The sequence below is a fragment of the Limosilactobacillus portuensis genome (assembly GCF_014838735.1).
In the GTDB taxonomy this organism is placed as follows: domain Bacteria; phylum Bacillota; class Bacilli; order Lactobacillales; family Lactobacillaceae; genus Limosilactobacillus; species Limosilactobacillus portuensis.
Window position 1 is genome coordinate 26,441 of record NZ_JABUXQ010000015.1, and the last position, 16,693, is coordinate 43,133.

Annotated in this window: 21 protein-coding genes and 1 pseudogene; 12 read left to right on the forward strand and 10 right to left on the reverse strand. The window is 39.3% G+C overall.

Going from position 1 to position 16,693, the window contains the following annotated elements:
• Window positions 1-13: 13 nt before the first annotated feature.
• Window positions 14-334, reverse strand: coding sequence for a carboxymuconolactone decarboxylase family protein (locus HUK49_RS06230; protein WP_191913063.1), 321 nt, complete (start codon window positions 332-334; stop codon window positions 14-16).
• A 193-nt stretch (window positions 335-527) separates the two neighbouring features.
• The gene (locus HUK49_RS06235) at window positions 528-1,382 is read right to left on the reverse strand and encodes an alpha/beta fold hydrolase (protein WP_191913064.1); all 855 of its coding nucleotides are present in this window, start codon (window positions 1,380-1,382) and stop codon (window positions 528-530) included.
• A gap of 85 nt (window positions 1,383-1,467) precedes the next feature.
• Between HUK49_RS06235 and HUK49_RS06240 the strand changes: the two genes are divergently transcribed.
• The 3 genes and pseudogenes from HUK49_RS06240 to HUK49_RS06250 all read left to right on the forward strand — a co-directional run bounded on the left by HUK49_RS06240 (window position 1,468) and on the right by HUK49_RS06250 (window position 2,836).
• Complete coding sequence (locus HUK49_RS06240; protein ID WP_191913065.1) at window positions 1,468-1,941, forward strand: TetR/AcrR family transcriptional regulator; 474 nt, start codon at window positions 1,468-1,470, stop codon at window positions 1,939-1,941.
• A gap of 15 nt (window positions 1,942-1,956) precedes the next feature.
• Window positions 1,957-2,397, forward strand: coding sequence for a MarR family winged helix-turn-helix transcriptional regulator (locus HUK49_RS06245; protein ID WP_191913066.1), 441 nt, complete (start codon window positions 1,957-1,959; stop codon window positions 2,395-2,397).
• A 2-nt stretch (window positions 2,398-2,399) separates the two neighbouring features.
• A pseudogene (locus HUK49_RS06250) lies at window positions 2,400-2,836 on the forward strand (GNAT family N-acetyltransferase).
• Here HUK49_RS06250 and HUK49_RS06255 read toward each other — a convergent pair.
• A complete protein-coding gene (locus HUK49_RS06255; protein WP_268890026.1) occupies window positions 2,837-3,832 on the reverse strand; it encodes an MFS transporter in 996 nt (331 codons plus the stop codon).
• Complete coding sequence (locus HUK49_RS11460) at window positions 3,832-4,230, reverse strand: MFS transporter (protein ID WP_268890027.1); 399 nt, start codon at window positions 4,228-4,230, stop codon at window positions 3,832-3,834. Before HUK49_RS11460 ends, HUK49_RS06255 begins: the two co-directional genes overlap by 1 nt.
• Window positions 4,231-4,538: 308 nt before the next feature.
• On the opposite strand from HUK49_RS11460, the gene HUK49_RS06260 reads away from it, so the two are divergent.
• Together HUK49_RS06260 and HUK49_RS06265 are read left to right on the forward strand one after the other, a co-directional pair.
• A complete protein-coding gene (locus tag HUK49_RS06260) occupies window positions 4,539-5,468 on the forward strand; it encodes an NAD(P)-dependent oxidoreductase (protein ID WP_191913067.1) in 930 nt (309 codons plus the stop codon).
• Window positions 5,469-5,579: 111 nt separating this feature from the next.
• Window positions 5,580-6,020, forward strand: a complete 441-nt coding sequence (locus HUK49_RS06265; protein WP_326515799.1) for a GNAT family N-acetyltransferase — start codon at window positions 5,580-5,582, stop codon at window positions 6,018-6,020.
• A gap of 175 nt (window positions 6,021-6,195) precedes the next feature.
• Here HUK49_RS06265 and HUK49_RS06270 read toward each other — a convergent pair whose 3' ends face one another.
• On the reverse strand, window positions 6,196-7,059 hold the full coding sequence (locus HUK49_RS06270; RefSeq protein ID WP_191913068.1) for a LysR family transcriptional regulator: 864 nt from the start codon (window positions 7,057-7,059) through the stop codon (window positions 6,196-6,198).
• 62 nt (window positions 7,060-7,121) lie between these two features.
• Entirely contained in the window at window positions 7,122-7,442 is a 321-nt protein-coding gene (locus HUK49_RS06275) for a DMT family transporter (RefSeq protein WP_191913069.1), read from the reverse strand.
• A gap of 220 nt (window positions 7,443-7,662) precedes the next feature.
• Between HUK49_RS06275 and HUK49_RS06280 the strand changes: the two genes are divergently transcribed.
• A complete protein-coding gene (locus tag HUK49_RS06280; protein WP_191913070.1) occupies window positions 7,663-8,544 on the forward strand; it encodes an aldo/keto reductase in 882 nt (293 codons plus the stop codon).
• A gap of 14 nt (window positions 8,545-8,558) precedes the next feature.
• Window positions 8,559-9,422, forward strand: a complete 864-nt coding sequence (locus HUK49_RS06285; RefSeq protein WP_191913071.1) for an aldo/keto reductase — start codon at window positions 8,559-8,561, stop codon at window positions 9,420-9,422.
• A gap of 49 nt (window positions 9,423-9,471) precedes the next feature.
• On the opposite strand, the gene HUK49_RS06290 is transcribed toward HUK49_RS06285, so the two are convergent.
• Window positions 9,472-9,855: a winged helix-turn-helix transcriptional regulator gene (locus HUK49_RS06290; protein WP_191913072.1), complete on the reverse strand. Its 384-nt coding sequence runs from the start codon at window positions 9,853-9,855 to the stop codon at window positions 9,472-9,474.
• A 116-nt stretch (window positions 9,856-9,971) separates the two neighbouring features.
• On the opposite strand from HUK49_RS06290, the gene HUK49_RS06295 reads away from it, so the two are divergent.
• The gene (locus HUK49_RS06295) at window positions 9,972-10,262 is read left to right on the forward strand and encodes a hypothetical protein (RefSeq protein WP_191913073.1); all 291 of its coding nucleotides are present in this window, start codon (window positions 9,972-9,974) and stop codon (window positions 10,260-10,262) included.
• Between the two features lie 68 nt (window positions 10,263-10,330).
• On the opposite strand, the gene HUK49_RS06300 is transcribed toward HUK49_RS06295, so the two are convergent.
• Window positions 10,331-11,122: a Cof-type HAD-IIB family hydrolase gene (locus tag HUK49_RS06300; RefSeq protein WP_191913074.1), complete on the reverse strand. Its 792-nt coding sequence runs from the start codon at window positions 11,120-11,122 to the stop codon at window positions 10,331-10,333.
• 233 nt (window positions 11,123-11,355) lie between these two features.
• Here HUK49_RS06300 and HUK49_RS06305 point away from each other — a divergent pair, with 233 nt between their 5' ends.
• The 4 genes from HUK49_RS06305 to HUK49_RS06320 all read left to right on the forward strand — a co-directional run bounded on the left by HUK49_RS06305 (window position 11,356) and on the right by HUK49_RS06320 (window position 14,079).
• Window positions 11,356-11,892, forward strand: coding sequence for a DapH/DapD/GlmU-related protein (locus HUK49_RS06305; protein WP_191913075.1), 537 nt, complete (start codon window positions 11,356-11,358; stop codon window positions 11,890-11,892).
• Window positions 11,893-12,750, forward strand: a complete 858-nt coding sequence (locus tag HUK49_RS06310) for an alpha/beta hydrolase (RefSeq protein ID WP_191913076.1) — start codon at window positions 11,893-11,895, stop codon at window positions 12,748-12,750. It begins immediately after the preceding gene.
• 189 nt (window positions 12,751-12,939) lie between these two features.
• Window positions 12,940-13,209, forward strand: a complete 270-nt coding sequence (locus tag HUK49_RS06315) for a hypothetical protein (protein WP_191913077.1) — start codon at window positions 12,940-12,942, stop codon at window positions 13,207-13,209.
• A 9-nt stretch (window positions 13,210-13,218) separates the two neighbouring features.
• Window positions 13,219-14,079, forward strand: a complete 861-nt coding sequence (locus HUK49_RS06320; protein WP_191913078.1) for an alpha/beta hydrolase — start codon at window positions 13,219-13,221, stop codon at window positions 14,077-14,079.
• Window positions 14,080-14,138: 59 nt separating this feature from the next.
• Here HUK49_RS06320 and HUK49_RS06325 read toward each other — a convergent pair whose 3' ends face one another.
• Both HUK49_RS06325 and xerS read right to left on the reverse strand, forming a co-directional pair.
• Entirely contained in the window at window positions 14,139-15,485 is a 1,347-nt protein-coding gene (locus tag HUK49_RS06325; protein ID WP_191913079.1) for a hemolysin family protein, read from the reverse strand.
• A 79-nt stretch (window positions 15,486-15,564) separates the two neighbouring features.
• Window positions 15,565-16,635: a tyrosine recombinase XerS gene (xerS, locus tag HUK49_RS06330; RefSeq protein WP_191913080.1), complete on the reverse strand. Its 1,071-nt coding sequence runs from the start codon at window positions 16,633-16,635 to the stop codon at window positions 15,565-15,567.
• Window positions 16,636-16,693 lie beyond the last annotated feature (58 nt).

A 16,693-nucleotide genomic window follows, 5' to 3' on the forward strand; every position in this document is an offset into this window, starting at 1 on the left:
GAGGCGTTTTTGATTAATCATCCCAAACTTTTTTAGCAACGTTGAATGCTGACCAGGCGTTTGGCCAGCCAACATAGAAAGCAAGTTGGGTAATCATTTCATCAATTTCTTCCTTTGTGATACCGTTCTTTTTAGCAGTTTGCATGTGGTAAGGAAGCTGTTCAAAGGCTCCTTTAGTAATCAATGCCGTAACGGTTAAGAAGCTTCGGTCACGGGGACTTAATTCCTTTTCTCGGGACCATACTTGACCAAATAAAACATCATCGTTTAATTCAGCAAATTTAGGGGCAAAATCACCTAATTGATCGCGGCCAGCAGTTTGTTTTTTAGCCATGATAAAGACTCCCTTCAAAGCTTTTAATTGTACTTTTACTATAAACCGTTGACGGTGAAATGAGAAATACTCATATTAAGTAATTATCTATGCAAAAAGTGAATTTTAAATAAGTAGTAGACGAAAGCAACTAGATGTGATTTAATACTTTATTAGTTGACAAAAGCAACTATGTTTGGTGACAATTAACTTACTAGCTATAAGAATAGTTTTCAATGTTCTCAATGATTTGCTTACAAATTTCTTCACGGTTGAATTCCATGAACCAATGACCAGCGTCTAATTCGATAAACTGATAAGGGCCACTGACATACTGAAGGTTTCGTTCAACGCCACTCCTGGCAATTGCAAGATCTTGATTGCCCCAAATAAATTTGGTTGGTACGGTGATCTGCTTGTAATCAATTTGTGGTAGTTGGAGAAGAGCGCGATACCAGTTCACAACTGCCGTTAGCGCACCCTTTTCAGAAAAGAGATCTAGGTAAGCGTCAACCGTTGCTTGTGGGAACCCGGTCCATAGTTTCCTTAATACTCGGTAGTGAAATGCACGAAGAATTAGTTCTGGAATGTATTTATGCTGGAAGGTATGAACATAATGCCCCTTTTCCTTTTGGACAGGATCATTTTCTAATGCCCAAATGTATGCTGGCCAATTAGGAACGGAAAGAGCAGTCCAGGATTTCAATAGTTGTGGGTAGAGGGTTGCCGTTGTCCAACCGACAACTGCTCCAATATCGTGACCTACTAGGTGAAACTTTTGCTGAAAGCCGAAAGATTGAGCTAACGCAACAACATCAGCAGCCAGTAATTTCATCGTATAGTTTTGAACACCCAGCGGTCTAGCCCCAGCAGAATATCCGCGTTGGTTAGGAGCAATTACCCGGTATCCCTGATTTGCCAGTTTAATCATTAGTGGTTCCCACATTAATGAACTTTCGGGAAAACCATGGAGTAATACTACTAGGTCACCACTATTTTCTAATCCGGCGGTGCGCACGGTGAATATTTGCTGATTAACGGGAACTTGTTGAATTATTATTTGATTCATTTTAGACACCTTTCTAACATTATCTTTATAATCATTTTAGTGAGAGATAATTAATGTTAGTCGGACAATGAAGAGGGAAATGTCTATGCAAAAACGAGCTGAAGAGAAACAAGTGATTTTTTCTTCGTTAAAGGAAGCATTATTACAGTTATTAGATCAAAAGAGTTTTGAGGAAATTACGATTAGTCAGTTGGTAAAAACTGCAGGTGTGGCAAGATCAACTTTTTATCGGCATTTTACAGATAAATTAGATTTTGTCCGTTTTTTAATCCAACAGGAATTAACTACCTTTGATCAGCAGTACCATCCCCAGACAATTAAAGAACGGTTCCAAAAGGAGTACATGCGTGAAGTGTGGCGTTACTTATTGCGTGACCAACGAGCAGTCTTAGGGCTGGAAAGGGCTGGGCTTTCATATCTCTACTTAGAAGAGCTGAACAAACATTTATTAACCCTATACCCATACACCATGACGACTGAAGAGCAGATTGAATTATTTGGTCTTGCAGGCGCTCAGTACAACATTATCTTTAATCTTTTCGTGAAAAAACGTCATTAAGGAGGAAGATGAACTATGTTAACCGATCAAGAAATTGATAGTATCCGGGCATTTAATCGACACTACACCCAAGTTTTAGGAGTATTGAATAAACGGACTTTCGATACTGACCTGACTTGGCCGGAGGGACGGATCTTAATCGAAGTAGCAGTTAACCATCTCGATACCCCGATGGCAGTTACCCGGGCCTTGCATCTGGATAAAAGTTATGCCAGTCGGACAATTAAACGGTTGACAGATAAGGGGATCTTACAAAAGACACCCTCACCAACGGATTCACGGTCGATTAATATTTCACTGACTGAACACGGACGGGCGGTATTTGAAGATGTTAATCAAAAATCTAACGAGCTGATCAAAAAAATGATTGGAGACCTTTCTTCAGTAGAACAAGAAGAATATTTTCAAAGCATCGAGGCCATTAATAAGTTACTTTTCAAGAAAGAGATGGATTAGGCATGTGGCAGACTAAACGATTCAATAAATTAACGGTAACTGATCTCTATCAAATTCTCGCATTACGAGTACAGATTTTTGTGGTTGATCAAAAGCGAATTTACCAGGATCCTGATGGTCAGGAGCAAAAGGCAATTCACATTTTTAATCGTGATGAGGATGGAGATGTCGTTGCTTATGCTAGAGTATTCCTGAACGGCAATGAAGTATCCTTTGGTCGGGTTGTGACAAGCAATAAGGTCGAGGACAAGGACTCGGCGGTCAGTTGCTGGATAAAATTATGCAAACAATCCAGCAAGAATTTCCTAATAAGTCAATTGAAATTGAGGCTCAGGTCCAAGTTGAAGATTTTTATAAACGAGTCGGTTTTGTTAGTGAGGGTGAGCCGTTTATTTATAAAACTACGCCCCATATTAAGATGGTGCATGAGGCGATGTAGCTATTTTAACTCCACTGTTGAACGGTTCTTAAGTTTGAACAAGAGACAGAAAGCAATAATGTTAAGAACTGCGATCGACCAGAAAGACCAGTGGAAGCCTTGAAGTGTAGCTAGTGAGCTTGAGAGCTGGTGGGCGATGCCGTGCTTTTGGCCGAGTGATTGCAAGGTAGCAGCCATCGCATTAGCAAAGGCATCCGCAATTTGGTTCATGTTGACCATCAAAGTATTGCCGAAAACAACGTATTCTTGGGAAAGAGCATTCAAGCCGTAGACGCTAACTGGTGAGTATGCCAGGTTAAGGCCTCCACAACGTAATGCATACAAGGCAGTTACGGTAAATATACTCGTAGTTGGTGAGTAAAAAGCCATCGGGATTGTCGTCAGTAGACCAATTCCAAAACCGAGGAAGGCGACCTTCTTAATTCCAATTTGGTCATAAAGCCGTCCAGCAATTGGTGAAACCACCATCATCACGAGGGCACTTGGGATCAGCATTATCCCGGAGATGGTTGGTGAAACCTTCAAAACGTTCTGGTTGAAGAGCGGCAGCATTAGTTCGGTTGCCATTAAGGACGAGGTGTTAAGAAGTGCAAGGGCTGCGCCAAGGCGGAAAGAGGGAGCCTTAAAGACCCGCATTTCCAGTAATGGCTTCTTAAGCTTGAGTTGACGTTTAACAAAGAAAATCATGACGGCAATTCCGATTACTTGGAGAACCAAAGTCAACCAGTCTAGCCGGCCAGTTTCGCCAACCCGTCCCAGACTGTATAGCAATATTGCCAGGCCCGCCATGGAAGTGAGAACGGAAAGAATATCAAGGGAAGAAGGCTTGGCTGGGACCACGTTTTTAACGAATAATTGAGTGGCAATCAGAACAAGAATACAGATCGGAATTAAAATAATAAACAACATTCGCCAACTGAAATAATCAACTACGATTCCAGAAACGGTTGGTCCGGCAGCAGGGCCGAAGTTGATAATAATTCCGGCAAGGCCCATTAGGTTCCTCGATGCCGTGGCGAGAAAATCAGGGCAAGAACATTAGGAATTAACGGCATATTAACGCCGACTGCAACCCCCTCAATTAGTCGTCCAATTAATAGCAACGTAAAATTCGGTGCAAGGGCTGAAATAACCGTTCCCACTAAAAAGATGGTCATCGTGGTGGTAAAGAGTATCCTTAATTTTACTGAATTAGTGAGATAGGCGGCGAGCGGCATGGTGGTTCCAGCAGCTAGCATGTAACCGGTACTGAGCCATTGGACAGTCATTTCGCTAACGTGCACTTCAGTCATAATTGTCGGCAGACCGTTATTAAGCAAAGTTTCAGAAAAGGCAGTGATAAAGCTCCCACAGAGCAGGGTAATCACCATTAGAATTTTATTTTGACGAGACATAATAACTCCTTTCAAAGAAAAAGAGCTGGACAGGAAATTGAATTCCTTATCCAGCTCTTATTTTTTCGCCCGCTGTTCTTGAGCGCCTGATATTAAATTACAAGTATCTTACCAAACAATGATTGTGTTTGCAAATTGAATGAAGTTATAAAAAGTTATAAAATAAGAAACTATAGTAATGAATAATCCATTTACTCCGAGCTTTGGGACCGTTCCAAATGTTTTTTTGCCCGCTTTATTGAAGAACAAATAAGGTTAGATGAATTTTAAGATTAGCAGTTAAAGTTAAAAAGGAGTCAAAGGTTAGGATGAATGTTCTTATTATTGGTGATTTTCCATCCAAGACAAAGCAAGAAATTTATAAAACTTTTCCTCAAGAATGGCAAGTTCACATTACAGATTTGCAATCAGCACCGTTGTTTTTATCATCTGCCGAAGCCATTATTCCTGAACATGTGCCCGTTAATTCATCACTACTAAAACAGGCACCCCTGTTAAAAATAGTTCAAACCGGAGCCGGTTATGATAATGTTGACGTGACTGAATGTACTCGTCGGGGGATTAAGGTTTGTAATGCTGCAGGAGTTAACGCTAATGCCGTAGTTGAACATACCCTTGCATTAATTTTAAGTTGGTTTAAAAATATCCCATACTTAGACCAATTTATGAAAGAACAGCAACCGGCAAGTCAACTTACGTATAATGGGGCAGAAATTGCCGGAAAGACTTTAGGGATCATTGGCTTGGGAAATGTTGGAGCGAGAATGGCCCATATTGGATTGGCGCTCAATATGAACGTCCTTGCGTATAATCATCATTCACGACATATTCCAGGAGTTGAGATGGTTGACTTGTCAACCTTGTATAAAAATAGTGATATTATTAGCCTTCATATTGCTACAACTCCAGAAACTCACCATTTAATTGATTATCAGGCATTTCAGCAAATGAAATCATCAGCACTCCTAGTAAACACATCACGAGGAAGTATTGTTGATGAGGCTGCTCTTATTTCAGCGTTGCAAACCCATGAAATTGCCGAAGCTTGCTTAGATGTCTTTGAACAAGAACCATTACCCATAAATAGTCCGTTGCGGCATTTAAGTAATGTCATCCTAACACCACATACAGCAGGTCTTCCTGACAGTGTTAAATTTCACCGTCGTCGATATGAATTCTTTAAGGAGAATCTGACTAGATTTGCTAAAGGAGAAGAACCAGAGAATTTGGTGAATTAATCATCTTCATCGCTGATTAAAACTGTATATCAAATTTCAAACGGTGGATTAAAATTAAGCAAACGTAATAAAAGAAGGTATTATTAAAATTTAATAGGGAGTGAAAAACAAGTGAAAATCAAAGAATTAACGACAATCAGCGATAATGAAATGAACCAACTAATTGCTACTTGGGAAAGCTCGGTTATTGCAACCCATCACTTTCTTAGTCCTCAAGAAATTGCGACGATCAAGCAATATGTTCCGCAGGCTTTTCGTGGCGTTCAACACTTAATCGTTGCTCTTGAAAATGATCGAATTAAAGCGTTAATGGGAATTAATGAGACGAAACTTGAAATGCTTTTCGTTGCGGCAAGTGAACGCGGTAAAGGAATTGGCAGTCAACTACTTCAATATGGAGTGACCCAATATCATATTGACGAATTAGCAGTTAATGAACAGAATCCAAGCGCCCGTGGTTTTTATGAACACATGGGCTTTAAGGTTGTTTCACGGTCACCAATCGATGATCAAGGGAATCCATACCCGATTTTAAAAATGAAACGAGACTAGAACATCAAAAAACGATCTGCTAATCAGCTGTTGAATAACTAATTAGTGGATCGTTTATTACTCTCTTGTTATTTGAAATTACCTTTACACTTTTATAAAACACTAGCGTTGAATGTAAGAGTAATTTCACATTCACCCCCAATAAGCCGCTATTTGCCATCATTACCGAGGAACATTATTTTTTAGGCCAAACGCTAACCAACTTTTTCACCAACGGGGCGATTATTTTCCGTTGGCTTTTTAAATAGGTTACGTAAAAAGTCATTGTCGCAGAACTATCGGTGATTGGTAATGCAACAGTATCGGTTGTGTCATAAACATTATCCGGCTGAGTAATGTTCGTTGTAAAGAAGGGGAAATTAGTATATTTGGTTAATTCACTCAGGGCGTCGTATTCGGTTTGATAAAGAAACTTTGCGTTAGGAATATTACTCTGAATGATTTGCTTCCATGGGCCAATTTCATTGAGGACGACAAAACTGAGTCCAGCTAATTCTTTAAAAGTAACCTGTCGTTGATTAACAAGGTACATAAATTGATCGAGGTTAACATAAAGGTGTTCCTGGCCAAGATAGCGGGATTCAATTAAGTCAGTTTGGATTTCACGATTGGTAATAATTGCTGAATACTGGCGGTTTAGTAAACACTTTTCAACGCTATCCTGATCAAAAAGCACTTCATCGATATCAATGTTGGCGTTTAGTTTTGTCAGATTTTGCTCTAACACAATTAGCGGACCAGGCGCTACACTGGCGATTTTAAAAACTTGCTGGTTTTGTGCGTAGTTCTTAATTTCAGTAATAAATTGCTGGTTAGCTTGTAAAAGCTGGTTGGCTTTTTCAGCTGCAATTTTGCCAGTTTTGGTTAACGTAATTCGGTTGGGGTGGCGATCAAACAATTGGACACCCAATTCATCTTCTAATTTTTGCATCCCCCGGGTAACAGTCGGCTGGGTGACATTCAACTCGGCCGCTGTTTTCGCGAGGGTTTTATATTGGGCAAACGTGACAAGTTCTTCTAATAGGTAATTATCAATCATTAATAAGAACCACCTTCAAAAAAATAAGGTACTAATGAGTCTACTATAACCATTAGTACCTTTTAATGTCCACCAGCAAGATTAGCGATAATCACACCGACCACAATTAATGCAATTCCGAAAATTTGTAGTCCAGATGTTTGTTCGTGAAAAATAAAATAAGAAACTAAGGCAGCAAGGACAATCCCGGCACCACCCCAGGTAGCATAAACAATGTTCAGCTTGATTCCCTTAAGCGATAATGAAAGGAAGAAAAAACACAACCCATAAGAAACTAAAGTACCGATTGAAAACCATAAATGAGTAAAACCATTGGAAAGTTTCATTAAGTTTGTTCCAAGCAATTCCATGATAATTGCAACCGCTAATTCAATATAATACATTTTGTTACCTCCCTTATTTCAGTAAAAGTATTATATCGGAAAAAATTTTTTAATTAAAGCCTTGAATAAATAAATCTTCTCGCGAGGTTGGGATTTTAACTATCTAATTTTTTAGTATACGTAATACGTATGCTTCTATACTAATCAAGTAATTTTCAATTCGTTTTCTGGCGCTTATGATATAGACAATCACAAAAGCAAACGAAAGGAAGTTAATCAAATGTCAAATAATGTTCCAACAGTAAAGTTAAATAACGGTGTCGAAATGCCAACGCTTGGTTTTGGGGTTTTCCAAGTTCCAGATTTATCCCAAGCTGAACAAGCAGTAACCGAAGCAATTGAAACTGGTTACCGCTTAATTGATACCGCGGCTGCTTACCAAAATGAAGAAGCGGTTGGTAAGGCAATTAAGAACAGTTCAGTCAACCGTGATGATATCTTTGTTACTTCTAAATTATGGGTTTCTGATTTTAACTACCAACGGGCTAAGAAGGGGATTGATACTTCTCTGCAAAAGCTTGGATTAGACTACATGGATCTTTACCTGCTTCACCAACCATACGGTGATACGATGGGCGCATGGCGGGCACTAGAAGAAGCTCAAAAAGAAGGTAAGATTCGGGCAATCGGGGTTTCTAACTTCTACGCTGACCAGTTGCAAGACTTAATGCTGACAATGCCAGTTAAGCCAGCTGTTAACCAAATCGAAGTTAACCCTTGGTACCAACAAGATGCAGAAGTAAAGTTTGCACAAAGCCAAGACGTCCGCGTTGAAGCCTGGGCACCATTTGCAGAAGGTAAGCACAACATCTTTACTAATGAAACTATTGCAGAAATTGCCGCAAAGTATGGTAAGAGCAATGGCCAAGTAATCCTGCGCTGGCTCTTACAACGCGGAATCACGGTCATTCCTAAGTCTGTTCACCAGAACCGGATGGCTGAAAATATTGATGTCTTTGACTTTGAACTTTCTGATGATGATATGAAGAAGATGGCTAGCCCTGATAAGAACGAAAGCCAATTCTTTGATCACCGTGATCCAGTGACGATTGAACAAATTTTTGGTTCCAGTTTGAAGCAAGTGCAAGATAGTGAAAAATAAGGAGGAGCTTAATTATGGCTAATATCCCAACATTTAAACTCAATGACGGTAATGAAATTCCTTCATTCGGTTTCGGAACTTTCCAAATCCCTGCTGATGGCACAACCTACCAGGCCGTTAAGGATGCTTTAGCTGCTGGTTACCGGCATATTGATACTGCAACAGCCTACTTTAACGAACAGGAAGTCGGTAAGGCAATTAAGGATAGCGGCATTCTTCGTGAACAAATTTGGGTAACTTCTAAGCTGTGGCTCCAAGACTACGCTTATGAAGATGCTAAGAAGGCAATTGATCTTTCGTTGAAGAAGCTTGGCTTGGACTACATGGATATGTACTTGATTCACCAACCATACGGCAAGGTCGATGAAGCTTGGAAAGCACTGGAAGAAGCACAAAAGGCTGGTAAGATTCGTTCAATTGGTGTTTCTAACATGACACCAAAGATTTGGAATAAGTTTGTTCCGAACTTTGATGTAATGCCTGCAGTTAACCAAGTTGAATTTAACCCATACTTCCAACAAAAAGAATTACGGCAAATTATGGCTAAAAATGGGGTTGCTCTTGAAGCTTGGGCACCACTAGGCCAAGGGAATGCAGATCTATTTAAGGAGCCAGTCATTACCAAGATGGCAGAAAAGTATGGTAAGGACGCTGGGCAAATTATCCTCCGCTTTGAACATCAAGAAGGGGTAACTGTCTTTCCAAAGTCCGTTCATGAAGCACGAATCAAGAGCAACATGGAGATCTTTGACTTTGAATTGAACTCTGCTGAAATGGATCAAATGCGGGCTTTAGATAAGGGCAAGGGAATGCACGATCCAGATGCACCGGGCGTTGAAGAAATGCTCAGTCAATATGATGTGCACGCTAATGATTAATTGAAATTGCAAAAAATGACGATCCAGCATTAAAACTGTACCGTCATTTTTAATTCTCAAATTTTGCCCGGTGAACTTTCTCAAAATGTTTTCCCGTATATATTTCCGCATCACTATGCTTGATTGCCCAATCAGAAATCGTATTAAGTACCGGAATTAAACTTTCACCTTTAGTCGTCAATGAGTATTCGACCCGTATCGGCATTTCATTATATTGTCGACGCTCAATAATCCCTGCCTGTTGTAATTCATGGAGACTATCTGCTAGGGCAGCGTCTGAGATATTTTCCATTTGCGCTTTTAGTTCGCCGTAGCGCATTGAATTAACGTGACCAAGAATACAGAGAATTCGTGGCTTCCACTTGCCGCCAAAGATATCTAATCCATAGTCAACAGTACAATAATATTCTTTTGGTATTTTACGTTGATACATACCTGACCTTCCTCAAAAATTATTTAGTAGCTTAATCGTTTTTGAATTCGTATTAATTTTGATTGTAAACGACTATTATCAAAATTGTAAATTAATTGATTTGAGGAGGAAATAAAATGGCAGTTAAAGCATATTTACAAGTAACAATGGTAATTCCGGAGAAGAATCGGGCAGCTGCAGCAAAGGTTTATACAGACTACCGTGAACCGTTCCTCAAGACCATCCCCGGTGCAGAAACCAAGGATCTTTTAATTCGGGACGAAGATGTTCAAGTTCTTCATGGCTTTGATAGCGTTGAGCATGCCAAGGCATACCTCGACAGTGAAATGTTTACCCAACATGTTTTCCCAGGTTTGAAGCCAACATGGTCAGCAGCCCCCGAAGTACGGATTTATAGTGTAAATTAAATTGAATAGAGTTCCTTAATGGCATCGCATAAATAGTGGTGCCATTTTTTGTAAGCTGATTTTTGAAGCTAATTAAGCAATCTATTTATCTCGTGTAACACTGCTTGCTCATCGTTAGTTCCAATTGTATGCGTGGCTGCTTTCTTAACATTTGTCGGTGCGTTTCCCATGGCGTAACTAGTACCGGCAAGATCAAACATCTCAAGATCATTTTCACCATCACCAAAAACCACTAAGTCTGCTGGTGAAATTTGCCAATGATTGAGCAACTTTTTTAACCCGTATGATTTATCCATTTCTGGAATGATTAAATCAATCGCGCCATTACCACTAGCAGTTGCACGGATAATTCCCGCAAATCTAGTGTTGATGTTATGTGCGATTGTCCGCATATTTGCTGGCGGGACGACTAGGGCAAATTTAAATATTTTGTCATTGAGGGACGAATAATCTTTAACGACCTTGGTACGTGTATAGAAGCGATGAAGACCCTGTTTGAATTTTTCAGGCATAGTATCTTTAACATAGGCAAATTGGCGGCCACAAACAACGTAGTAAGTATTGGGAATCGCATCAACATAGGCGATAATGTCTTCAACATCACCCATTTTTAACTGACCACAGGCAATTTCTTTTCCTTGATCAACCGTTAAAACACCATTTTCAGCGACAAAGGCAATCTGATTAGCAATTTCTGGGAAAAGTGACCGAAGAAAGTAATATTGGTCACCGCTAGCAACAATAAATTTAACATTTCGTTGCTGCATTAGCTGAAAAGCAGTATTGAATAGCTGGTGGTCATACGTTCGGTTAGTTGTAAGAAATGTGCCGTCAATATCGGTAGCAATTGCACGAATCATAAGGTATCCTCCATATAAGTATTTTGAGTTTATTTTAAAATTAGCCCTGTCAAAAAAGCAAGACGGTAAATGGTTGAACCTCGGAATTAGCGCGATATTAAATCAAAGTTAATCAAGGTGCCATATTTATAGTTTTCTCATTCTTTTTGATTATAGTTTGCTATAAAATATAAGTATTTAACATTCTTACTGTGAGTAGTTATGATGAATATAACAAATTAATAAGGCGAGGGATGTTAATGCAACACGCAGATCTTAAAGAGATAAAGGAAATTACTAAAACTGCTTTAAAAAACCAAGACCTTCTTCAACGATTGAATGGCAGGGCGGCAAGTCAAAGAGAAATTCACCAAGTGATCGGTGATATTGCTGGTCAGCAAATTGATGATTCAGTTGAAATCCGATTACCAATCCGAAGTGACTACGGTGCTAATTTAAGGATTGGAAAAGGCGTCTTTATCAATAGTGGTGTAATGTTCACTGATCTTGGCGGGATTACATTAGCTGATAATGTTTTAGTTGGACCGAATGCAACGATTATTTCAGTAAATCACCCGCTAGATCCGCAAAAAAGACACGAGGTTGAAATGAAGCCGGTGCTGATTGATGAAAATGCTTGGCTGGGTGCTAATTCAACGATCTTACCTGGTGTAACAGTCGGTAAAAATGCTGTTGTTGCAGCAGGAGCGGTGGTGACGAAAGATGTTCCGGCTAATACAGTTGTGGCTGGCGTACCAGCAAAAATAATTAAGGAAATTGGAGAGAAATAAATGCAAAAAAGTTTGAAATTACTTTTTACTTTAGTAATAGCACTGTTAGGGGTAGGAGGATTTACCGCTAGTGCCCATGCAGTTACTCACTATGTTCAATCTTCAACCCCAACAATCTTTGTCCATGGCTGGGGTAGTAGTTCCCATGCGGAAGAGAAGATGGCGAATGCTGCTCGTGACGCGGGAGTTACTAAAACAATTGTCCGGGCAAATGTTGATAAGAAGGGAAACGTTACCTTTAACCGGCAGATCCCAGCTAATGCAGTCAACCCAATTGTTGAAGTGAATTTAGAGGATAATAAATTGGCTGATTACCAGGATGATTATACTCAAGGGTATCGTCACGGGGGAACTTATATCAAAAATGTAGTAGTTGCTTTGCAAAAACAACATCATTATAAGCAGATTAACTTAGTTGGTCATTCAATGGGAAACTTAGAGATTATTAACTACATTAATGATAATGTGAATAATAAAAAGTTGCCTAAAGTCGCCCACTTAGTCGCAATTGCCGGTCATTATAATGGGTTAGTTGGAGAGCGTAAAGCTGAGGCCAAAGTAGATGCGCAAACCGGTGAACCGGAGCAACAGGATTCTGCATATCGTGGATTATTAGGATTGCGCCAAACTTTTCCGAAGAATACCGCGGTTCTAAATATTTATGGTGATGTTGGTGATGGTAGTCATTCTGATGAAGATGTGCCAGTCAATTCTGCTAAATCACTGAAATATCTTGTTGCCGGTCGGGCTAAATCGTATCAAGAAGTTGAAATCCACGGGAAGAATGCTCAACACAGCAAACTTCACAACAACAGTCAAGTTAATCGTTTATTAATTAATTTTCTCTGGAAAAAATAGTATTTTTAGTTATCAAACATTATTTAGATTGTTCCGTAGTTGAATGCTAGCGGGACAATTTTTTAGTTATTTAGGAGTGAAAAACATTTAGTTTACATAATTATTATTCAGTGTTATTGAATGCTTTTCTTGTCGCTATTTGAAACTAAGCATATAATTAAAGCGAGAAATAATTGGAGGGGTTGACTAATGAATAAAATTTTTATGAACGGTTATTACCAAGGCGTTATTGAAGTTGCTCCGGCATCACTTTCGGCATCAAAGGTAGAAGAACTGGCAGTTACGATGACTATTCAGCACCTTCGTCATGCAGGGGTTAAGGTTTCAACAATTCATGATTTTCTAACGTTTGACATTCAAGCTAATGAGCGGCTTGTTAATAAATACATTAATGATAGTGCAGCGGAACTTGAAGAAGTCCAAGCCAAAATTTTCAGCTTAGCATTTGAAGAAAGGTAGTATTGACTAATGAAGAAAAGTACAATTGGTACTACAATTGCAATTCTTATTGTTTTAACGGCAATTATTGGTGGTGCGGTGTACCATACCCAGAAAAATAATCGATTTGTTCATTCAACAACAGCAACGCTCTTTTTCCATGGTGGTGGAAGTAGTTATCGTGCAGAAACCGGAATGGTTAATGCTGCAAAAAAAGCTGGAGTAACTAATACAGTTATTAGGGCCGATGTTACCAACAACGGGAAAGTTACCCTCCATGGTAATATGCATCGTGGCGCAATTAATCCAATTGTTGAAGTTAACTACGAAAATAACCGTCAGCTTAATTTTAATAAGCACGGTGAATATGCGACTAATGTAGTTAAGATGCTCAAGAAGCGGTATGGAATTAATAAAATCAATATGGTTGGTCACTCCCTTGGGAATATTTCAATTATCTACTACATGCTTCGCAACGGCCAAAACAAAGATATGCCAAAATTAGAGAAGCAGGTAGACATTGCAGGACACTTCGGTGGTTTAACATTTGATGGTATTCCGGATAACCTTAAGCAACCAGCCGGTATGAAACTGGATTCTAACGGGAAGCCTAATTACATGAACGCTACTTATAAGCAAATGACTGCAGCGCGTAAGGCTTATCCTAAAGGGCAAGTAGCTGTTTTAAATATTTATGGTGACATCGGTAACCATACTGACGGACGGGTTGATAATATTTCATCACGTTCACTTCAGTATTTAGTTGCATCACGGGCAAAATCTTATACTGAATTAAAGGTAACTGGGAAGAATGCTCAACACTCAAAGCTTCATGATAATAAACAAGTTGATCAAGCATTAATTAAGTTCCTCTGGCAAAGAAAAAAGTAAATAAGATCAAGAATGCTCCTCGCTAGGAATATTAGCCTAGCTGAGGAGCATTCTTGATCTTATTTGTCTTCTTGTTTAGGTTTATTCTTTTTTGGTTTAATGTAAATTACTTTGAACTTATTTACGTAAGCATTCTGTAAGTCTAGTGGGATAAATGAGAAGCTATCGACTCTAATTGGCTGGCCAACCTTTAAGTCATATTGCCGTTCGAGGAAGAATCCTGTAAGAGTCGTTACTTCTGAATTTTCAAATTGTTCAATTTTAGTATTGAAATACCATTCAAAATCATCAAGGGGCATCTTACCAGAAACTTCATAAGTAGGGTTCCCCTTGCTATCTGGCTCTTTCTTTTCGATCATATCAGATGTGGCGTGATCAATTTCCTCACCAACAGTTCCAAAGAGTTCTTCGTAAATATCCTTATCGGTAATAATCCCTGATGTTCCACCATATTCGTCTTGAACAACAACAATTGGAACCTGCTTCTTAATCATTTCTTGGAGAACCTTAGTAATTGGCTCATTTTCGTAAACGATTGGAATCTTTCGCATAATCGTCCGAATTGATTGTTGAGGATTAATTTGGTTTTGCCGCATAATATCGTAGGCAAAAATATAACCAAGAATATGATCCTTATCGTTATTAGCAACGACCGGGAATCGAGTAAACTTCTTCTCAAAGTATAGCTGGGCTGTATCAGCAATTGAGGCAGTAATATCGATTACCGCTAACTGAGTCCGGTCAATCATGATATCTTCAGCGACTTTATCATTCATTTCGAAAGCCCGTTGCATAAAGATAACGTCTTCTTTGTCCATTTCACCAGCTTTTTCAGACTGTTGTGAAAGGGTCATAATCTCATTTTGTGAGTAAGTATCCTCTTCAGGTTGGACGTTATATCCCAAAAGCTTCGTTACCCAGGCAGCAACGACAGCGAATAACCATACAAATGGATAGAAGATTGTATGGAAGAACTGAATCGGGTGGACAATTGCCAGAAGAATCGGAACTGGTTTATCGATTGCCATATTCTTTGGTACTAAGTCAGTAAAAACAGCGTGGAAGAACGTGAAGATTAGAACACCACAGATAGGGGAAATAACTTCTCGCACGTCAGCTGGAACAACCGTGATCTTTAACAGTAAGTTGGTAATAAATTGATCACCAATCCACCCTAAAATCAAGGAAGTCATCGTAACCCCAACCTGGGCTGTTGATAGGTACTCATTAAGGTTATTAACCATGTGTTCGGCACGTTGAACCTTCTTAGTTTGACGTAATTCCTTTAACTCACTCGGTCGAACCTTAACAACAGAGTATTCAAGCAAAGTAAATAGTGCTGCTAGCAGCAAAATCAAAATGATAACAATCAGTTGAAACCAATATGAATCCATTAATCCATTCATCTTTTAAATCTCACCTAAGCCTTTAGTTTATTATATTCAAACTCTATTTTAACAGTCTTTTCAAAGAGCGCCAATAACTTCATTCCTTTTCTGGATGATTACTAATTTCGTCAAGTGCCTCTCGCTGTTTTCGCTGATCAACGTGAGTATAGAGGTCAGTCGCGGAAGTTCCTTTCTGACCTAGCTGCTGGGCAACTAACACCTGATCTTTGGTGATGTTGTACATTTCCGAAGCAAGGGTATGGCGAAGTTTGTGCGGGGTCAGCGGATGACCAAAGGCAGTTGAATATTTTTTAACCATTTTTTCAATTGCATTAGCTGTCATTCGCCTGGTTTCACCATGATAAACAGTAAGGAATAGGGCAGTATCTTTTTTTAAGGCGTGGTATCGTTTTGCGCGAATTTCCAAATATGCTTTGATGTACTGCATTGCCCATGGTGCAATTGGCACAGAATCCTTCTGCCCACCTTTCCGCACGACATCAAGTAAGTTCTGTTTCAAATTCAGGTCAGCCAGGTTAACGTTAGCAGCTTCTGAGACACGAACCCCAGTACCAAGAATCAGGGTGATAATTGCAATATCGCGTTCTTTATTAATTTTATATGCCGGTAACGCGCGCTTATCACACATTTGCGGGTACTGGTTACTGATAAAATCAATAAAGTCGAATTTCATTTCTCCACGATACATGTGAGACGCTAAAGTATGCGCACGGTAGTTTAACGTCTTTGTATCATTTAATGAATCGATCTTGAGCATCACATTTCGGTAAAAATATGGTTCACCATCATTAACATCAGCTGTCACTGTTAAATACTTAAATAGTGAACGTAAGGCATTAATTGAGCGATTGATGGAAGTAGGGGAGTTTAAATGACCTTGTGCATTAGTGGTATGGCCAAGATGATCAATGTACAGCATAATGTCATTTCGCCGTAGCTTAGCAAGTTCATCAGTTTGGATTTCGGTATTGCTCTTTGCCTCAGATATACCACTGATCCGAAGCCAATCAAAAAAGCGCCGGATCTCCGTTAAATACTGGTAAGTAGTGGTAACTGCATGATTAGTTCCCAGATAGTATTCATTTACATAATCAGGAAGCCGTGTAAGTTCCTGTTGAATTAAACTTAGATATTTATCTGATTCCATTATTTTACATTCCACCTGATATATACTTTTATCTACTATTATAATAAAAAAAGCCATC

Coding starts and splice junctions, on each gene's coding strand:
- HUK49_RS06245 (WP_191913066.1), top strand. CDS start 1,957: ATGTTAACCGATCAAGAAATTGATAGTATCCGGGCATTTAATCGACAC.
- HUK49_RS11460 (WP_268890027.1), bottom strand. CDS start 4,230: ATGTCTCGTCAAAATAAAATTCTAATGGTGATTACCCTGCTCTGTGGG.
- HUK49_RS06315 (WP_191913077.1), top strand. CDS start 12,940: ATGAATAAAATTTTTATGAACGGTTATTACCAAGGCGTTATTGAAGTT.
- HUK49_RS06295 (WP_191913073.1), top strand. CDS start 9,972: ATGGCAGTTAAAGCATATTTACAAGTAACAATGGTAATTCCGGAGAAG.
- HUK49_RS06310 (WP_191913076.1), top strand. CDS start 11,893: ATGCAAAAAAGTTTGAAATTACTTTTTACTTTAGTAATAGCACTGTTA.
- HUK49_RS06280 (WP_191913070.1), top strand. CDS start 7,663: ATGTCAAATAATGTTCCAACAGTAAAGTTAAATAACGGTGTCGAAATG.
- HUK49_RS06270 (WP_191913068.1), bottom strand. CDS start 7,059: ATGATTGATAATTACCTATTAGAAGAACTTGTCACGTTTGCCCAATAT.
- HUK49_RS06305 (WP_191913075.1), top strand. CDS start 11,356: ATGTTAATGCAACACGCAGATCTTAAAGAGATAAAGGAAATTACTAAA.
- HUK49_RS06260 (WP_191913067.1), top strand. CDS start 4,539: ATGAATGTTCTTATTATTGGTGATTTTCCATCCAAGACAAAGCAAGAA.
- HUK49_RS06235 (WP_191913064.1), bottom strand. CDS start 1,382: ATGAATCAAATAATAATTCAACAAGTTCCCGTTAATCAGCAAATATTC.
- HUK49_RS06300 (WP_191913074.1), bottom strand. CDS start 11,122: ATGATTCGTGCAATTGCTACCGATATTGACGGCACATTTCTTACAACT.
- HUK49_RS06285 (WP_191913071.1), top strand. CDS start 8,559: ATGGCTAATATCCCAACATTTAAACTCAATGACGGTAATGAAATTCCT.
- HUK49_RS06325 (WP_191913079.1), bottom strand. CDS start 15,485: ATGAATGGATTAATGGATTCATATTGGTTTCAACTGATTGTTATCATT.
- HUK49_RS06255 (WP_268890026.1), bottom strand. CDS start 3,832: ATGGGCCTTGCCGGAATTATTATCAACTTCGGCCCTGCTGCCGGACCA.
- HUK49_RS06320 (WP_191913078.1), top strand. CDS start 13,219: ATGAAGAAAAGTACAATTGGTACTACAATTGCAATTCTTATTGTTTTA.
- HUK49_RS06275 (WP_191913069.1), bottom strand. CDS start 7,442: ATGTATTATATTGAATTAGCGGTTGCAATTATCATGGAATTGCTTGGA.
- xerS (WP_191913080.1), bottom strand. CDS start 16,635: ATGGAATCAGATAAATATCTAAGTTTAATTCAACAGGAACTTACACGG.
- HUK49_RS06240 (WP_191913065.1), top strand. CDS start 1,468: ATGCAAAAACGAGCTGAAGAGAAACAAGTGATTTTTTCTTCGTTAAAG.
- HUK49_RS06290 (WP_191913072.1), bottom strand. CDS start 9,855: ATGTATCAACGTAAAATACCAAAAGAATATTATTGTACTGTTGACTAT.
- HUK49_RS06230 (WP_191913063.1), bottom strand. CDS start 334: ATGGCTAAAAAACAAACTGCTGGCCGCGATCAATTAGGTGATTTTGCC.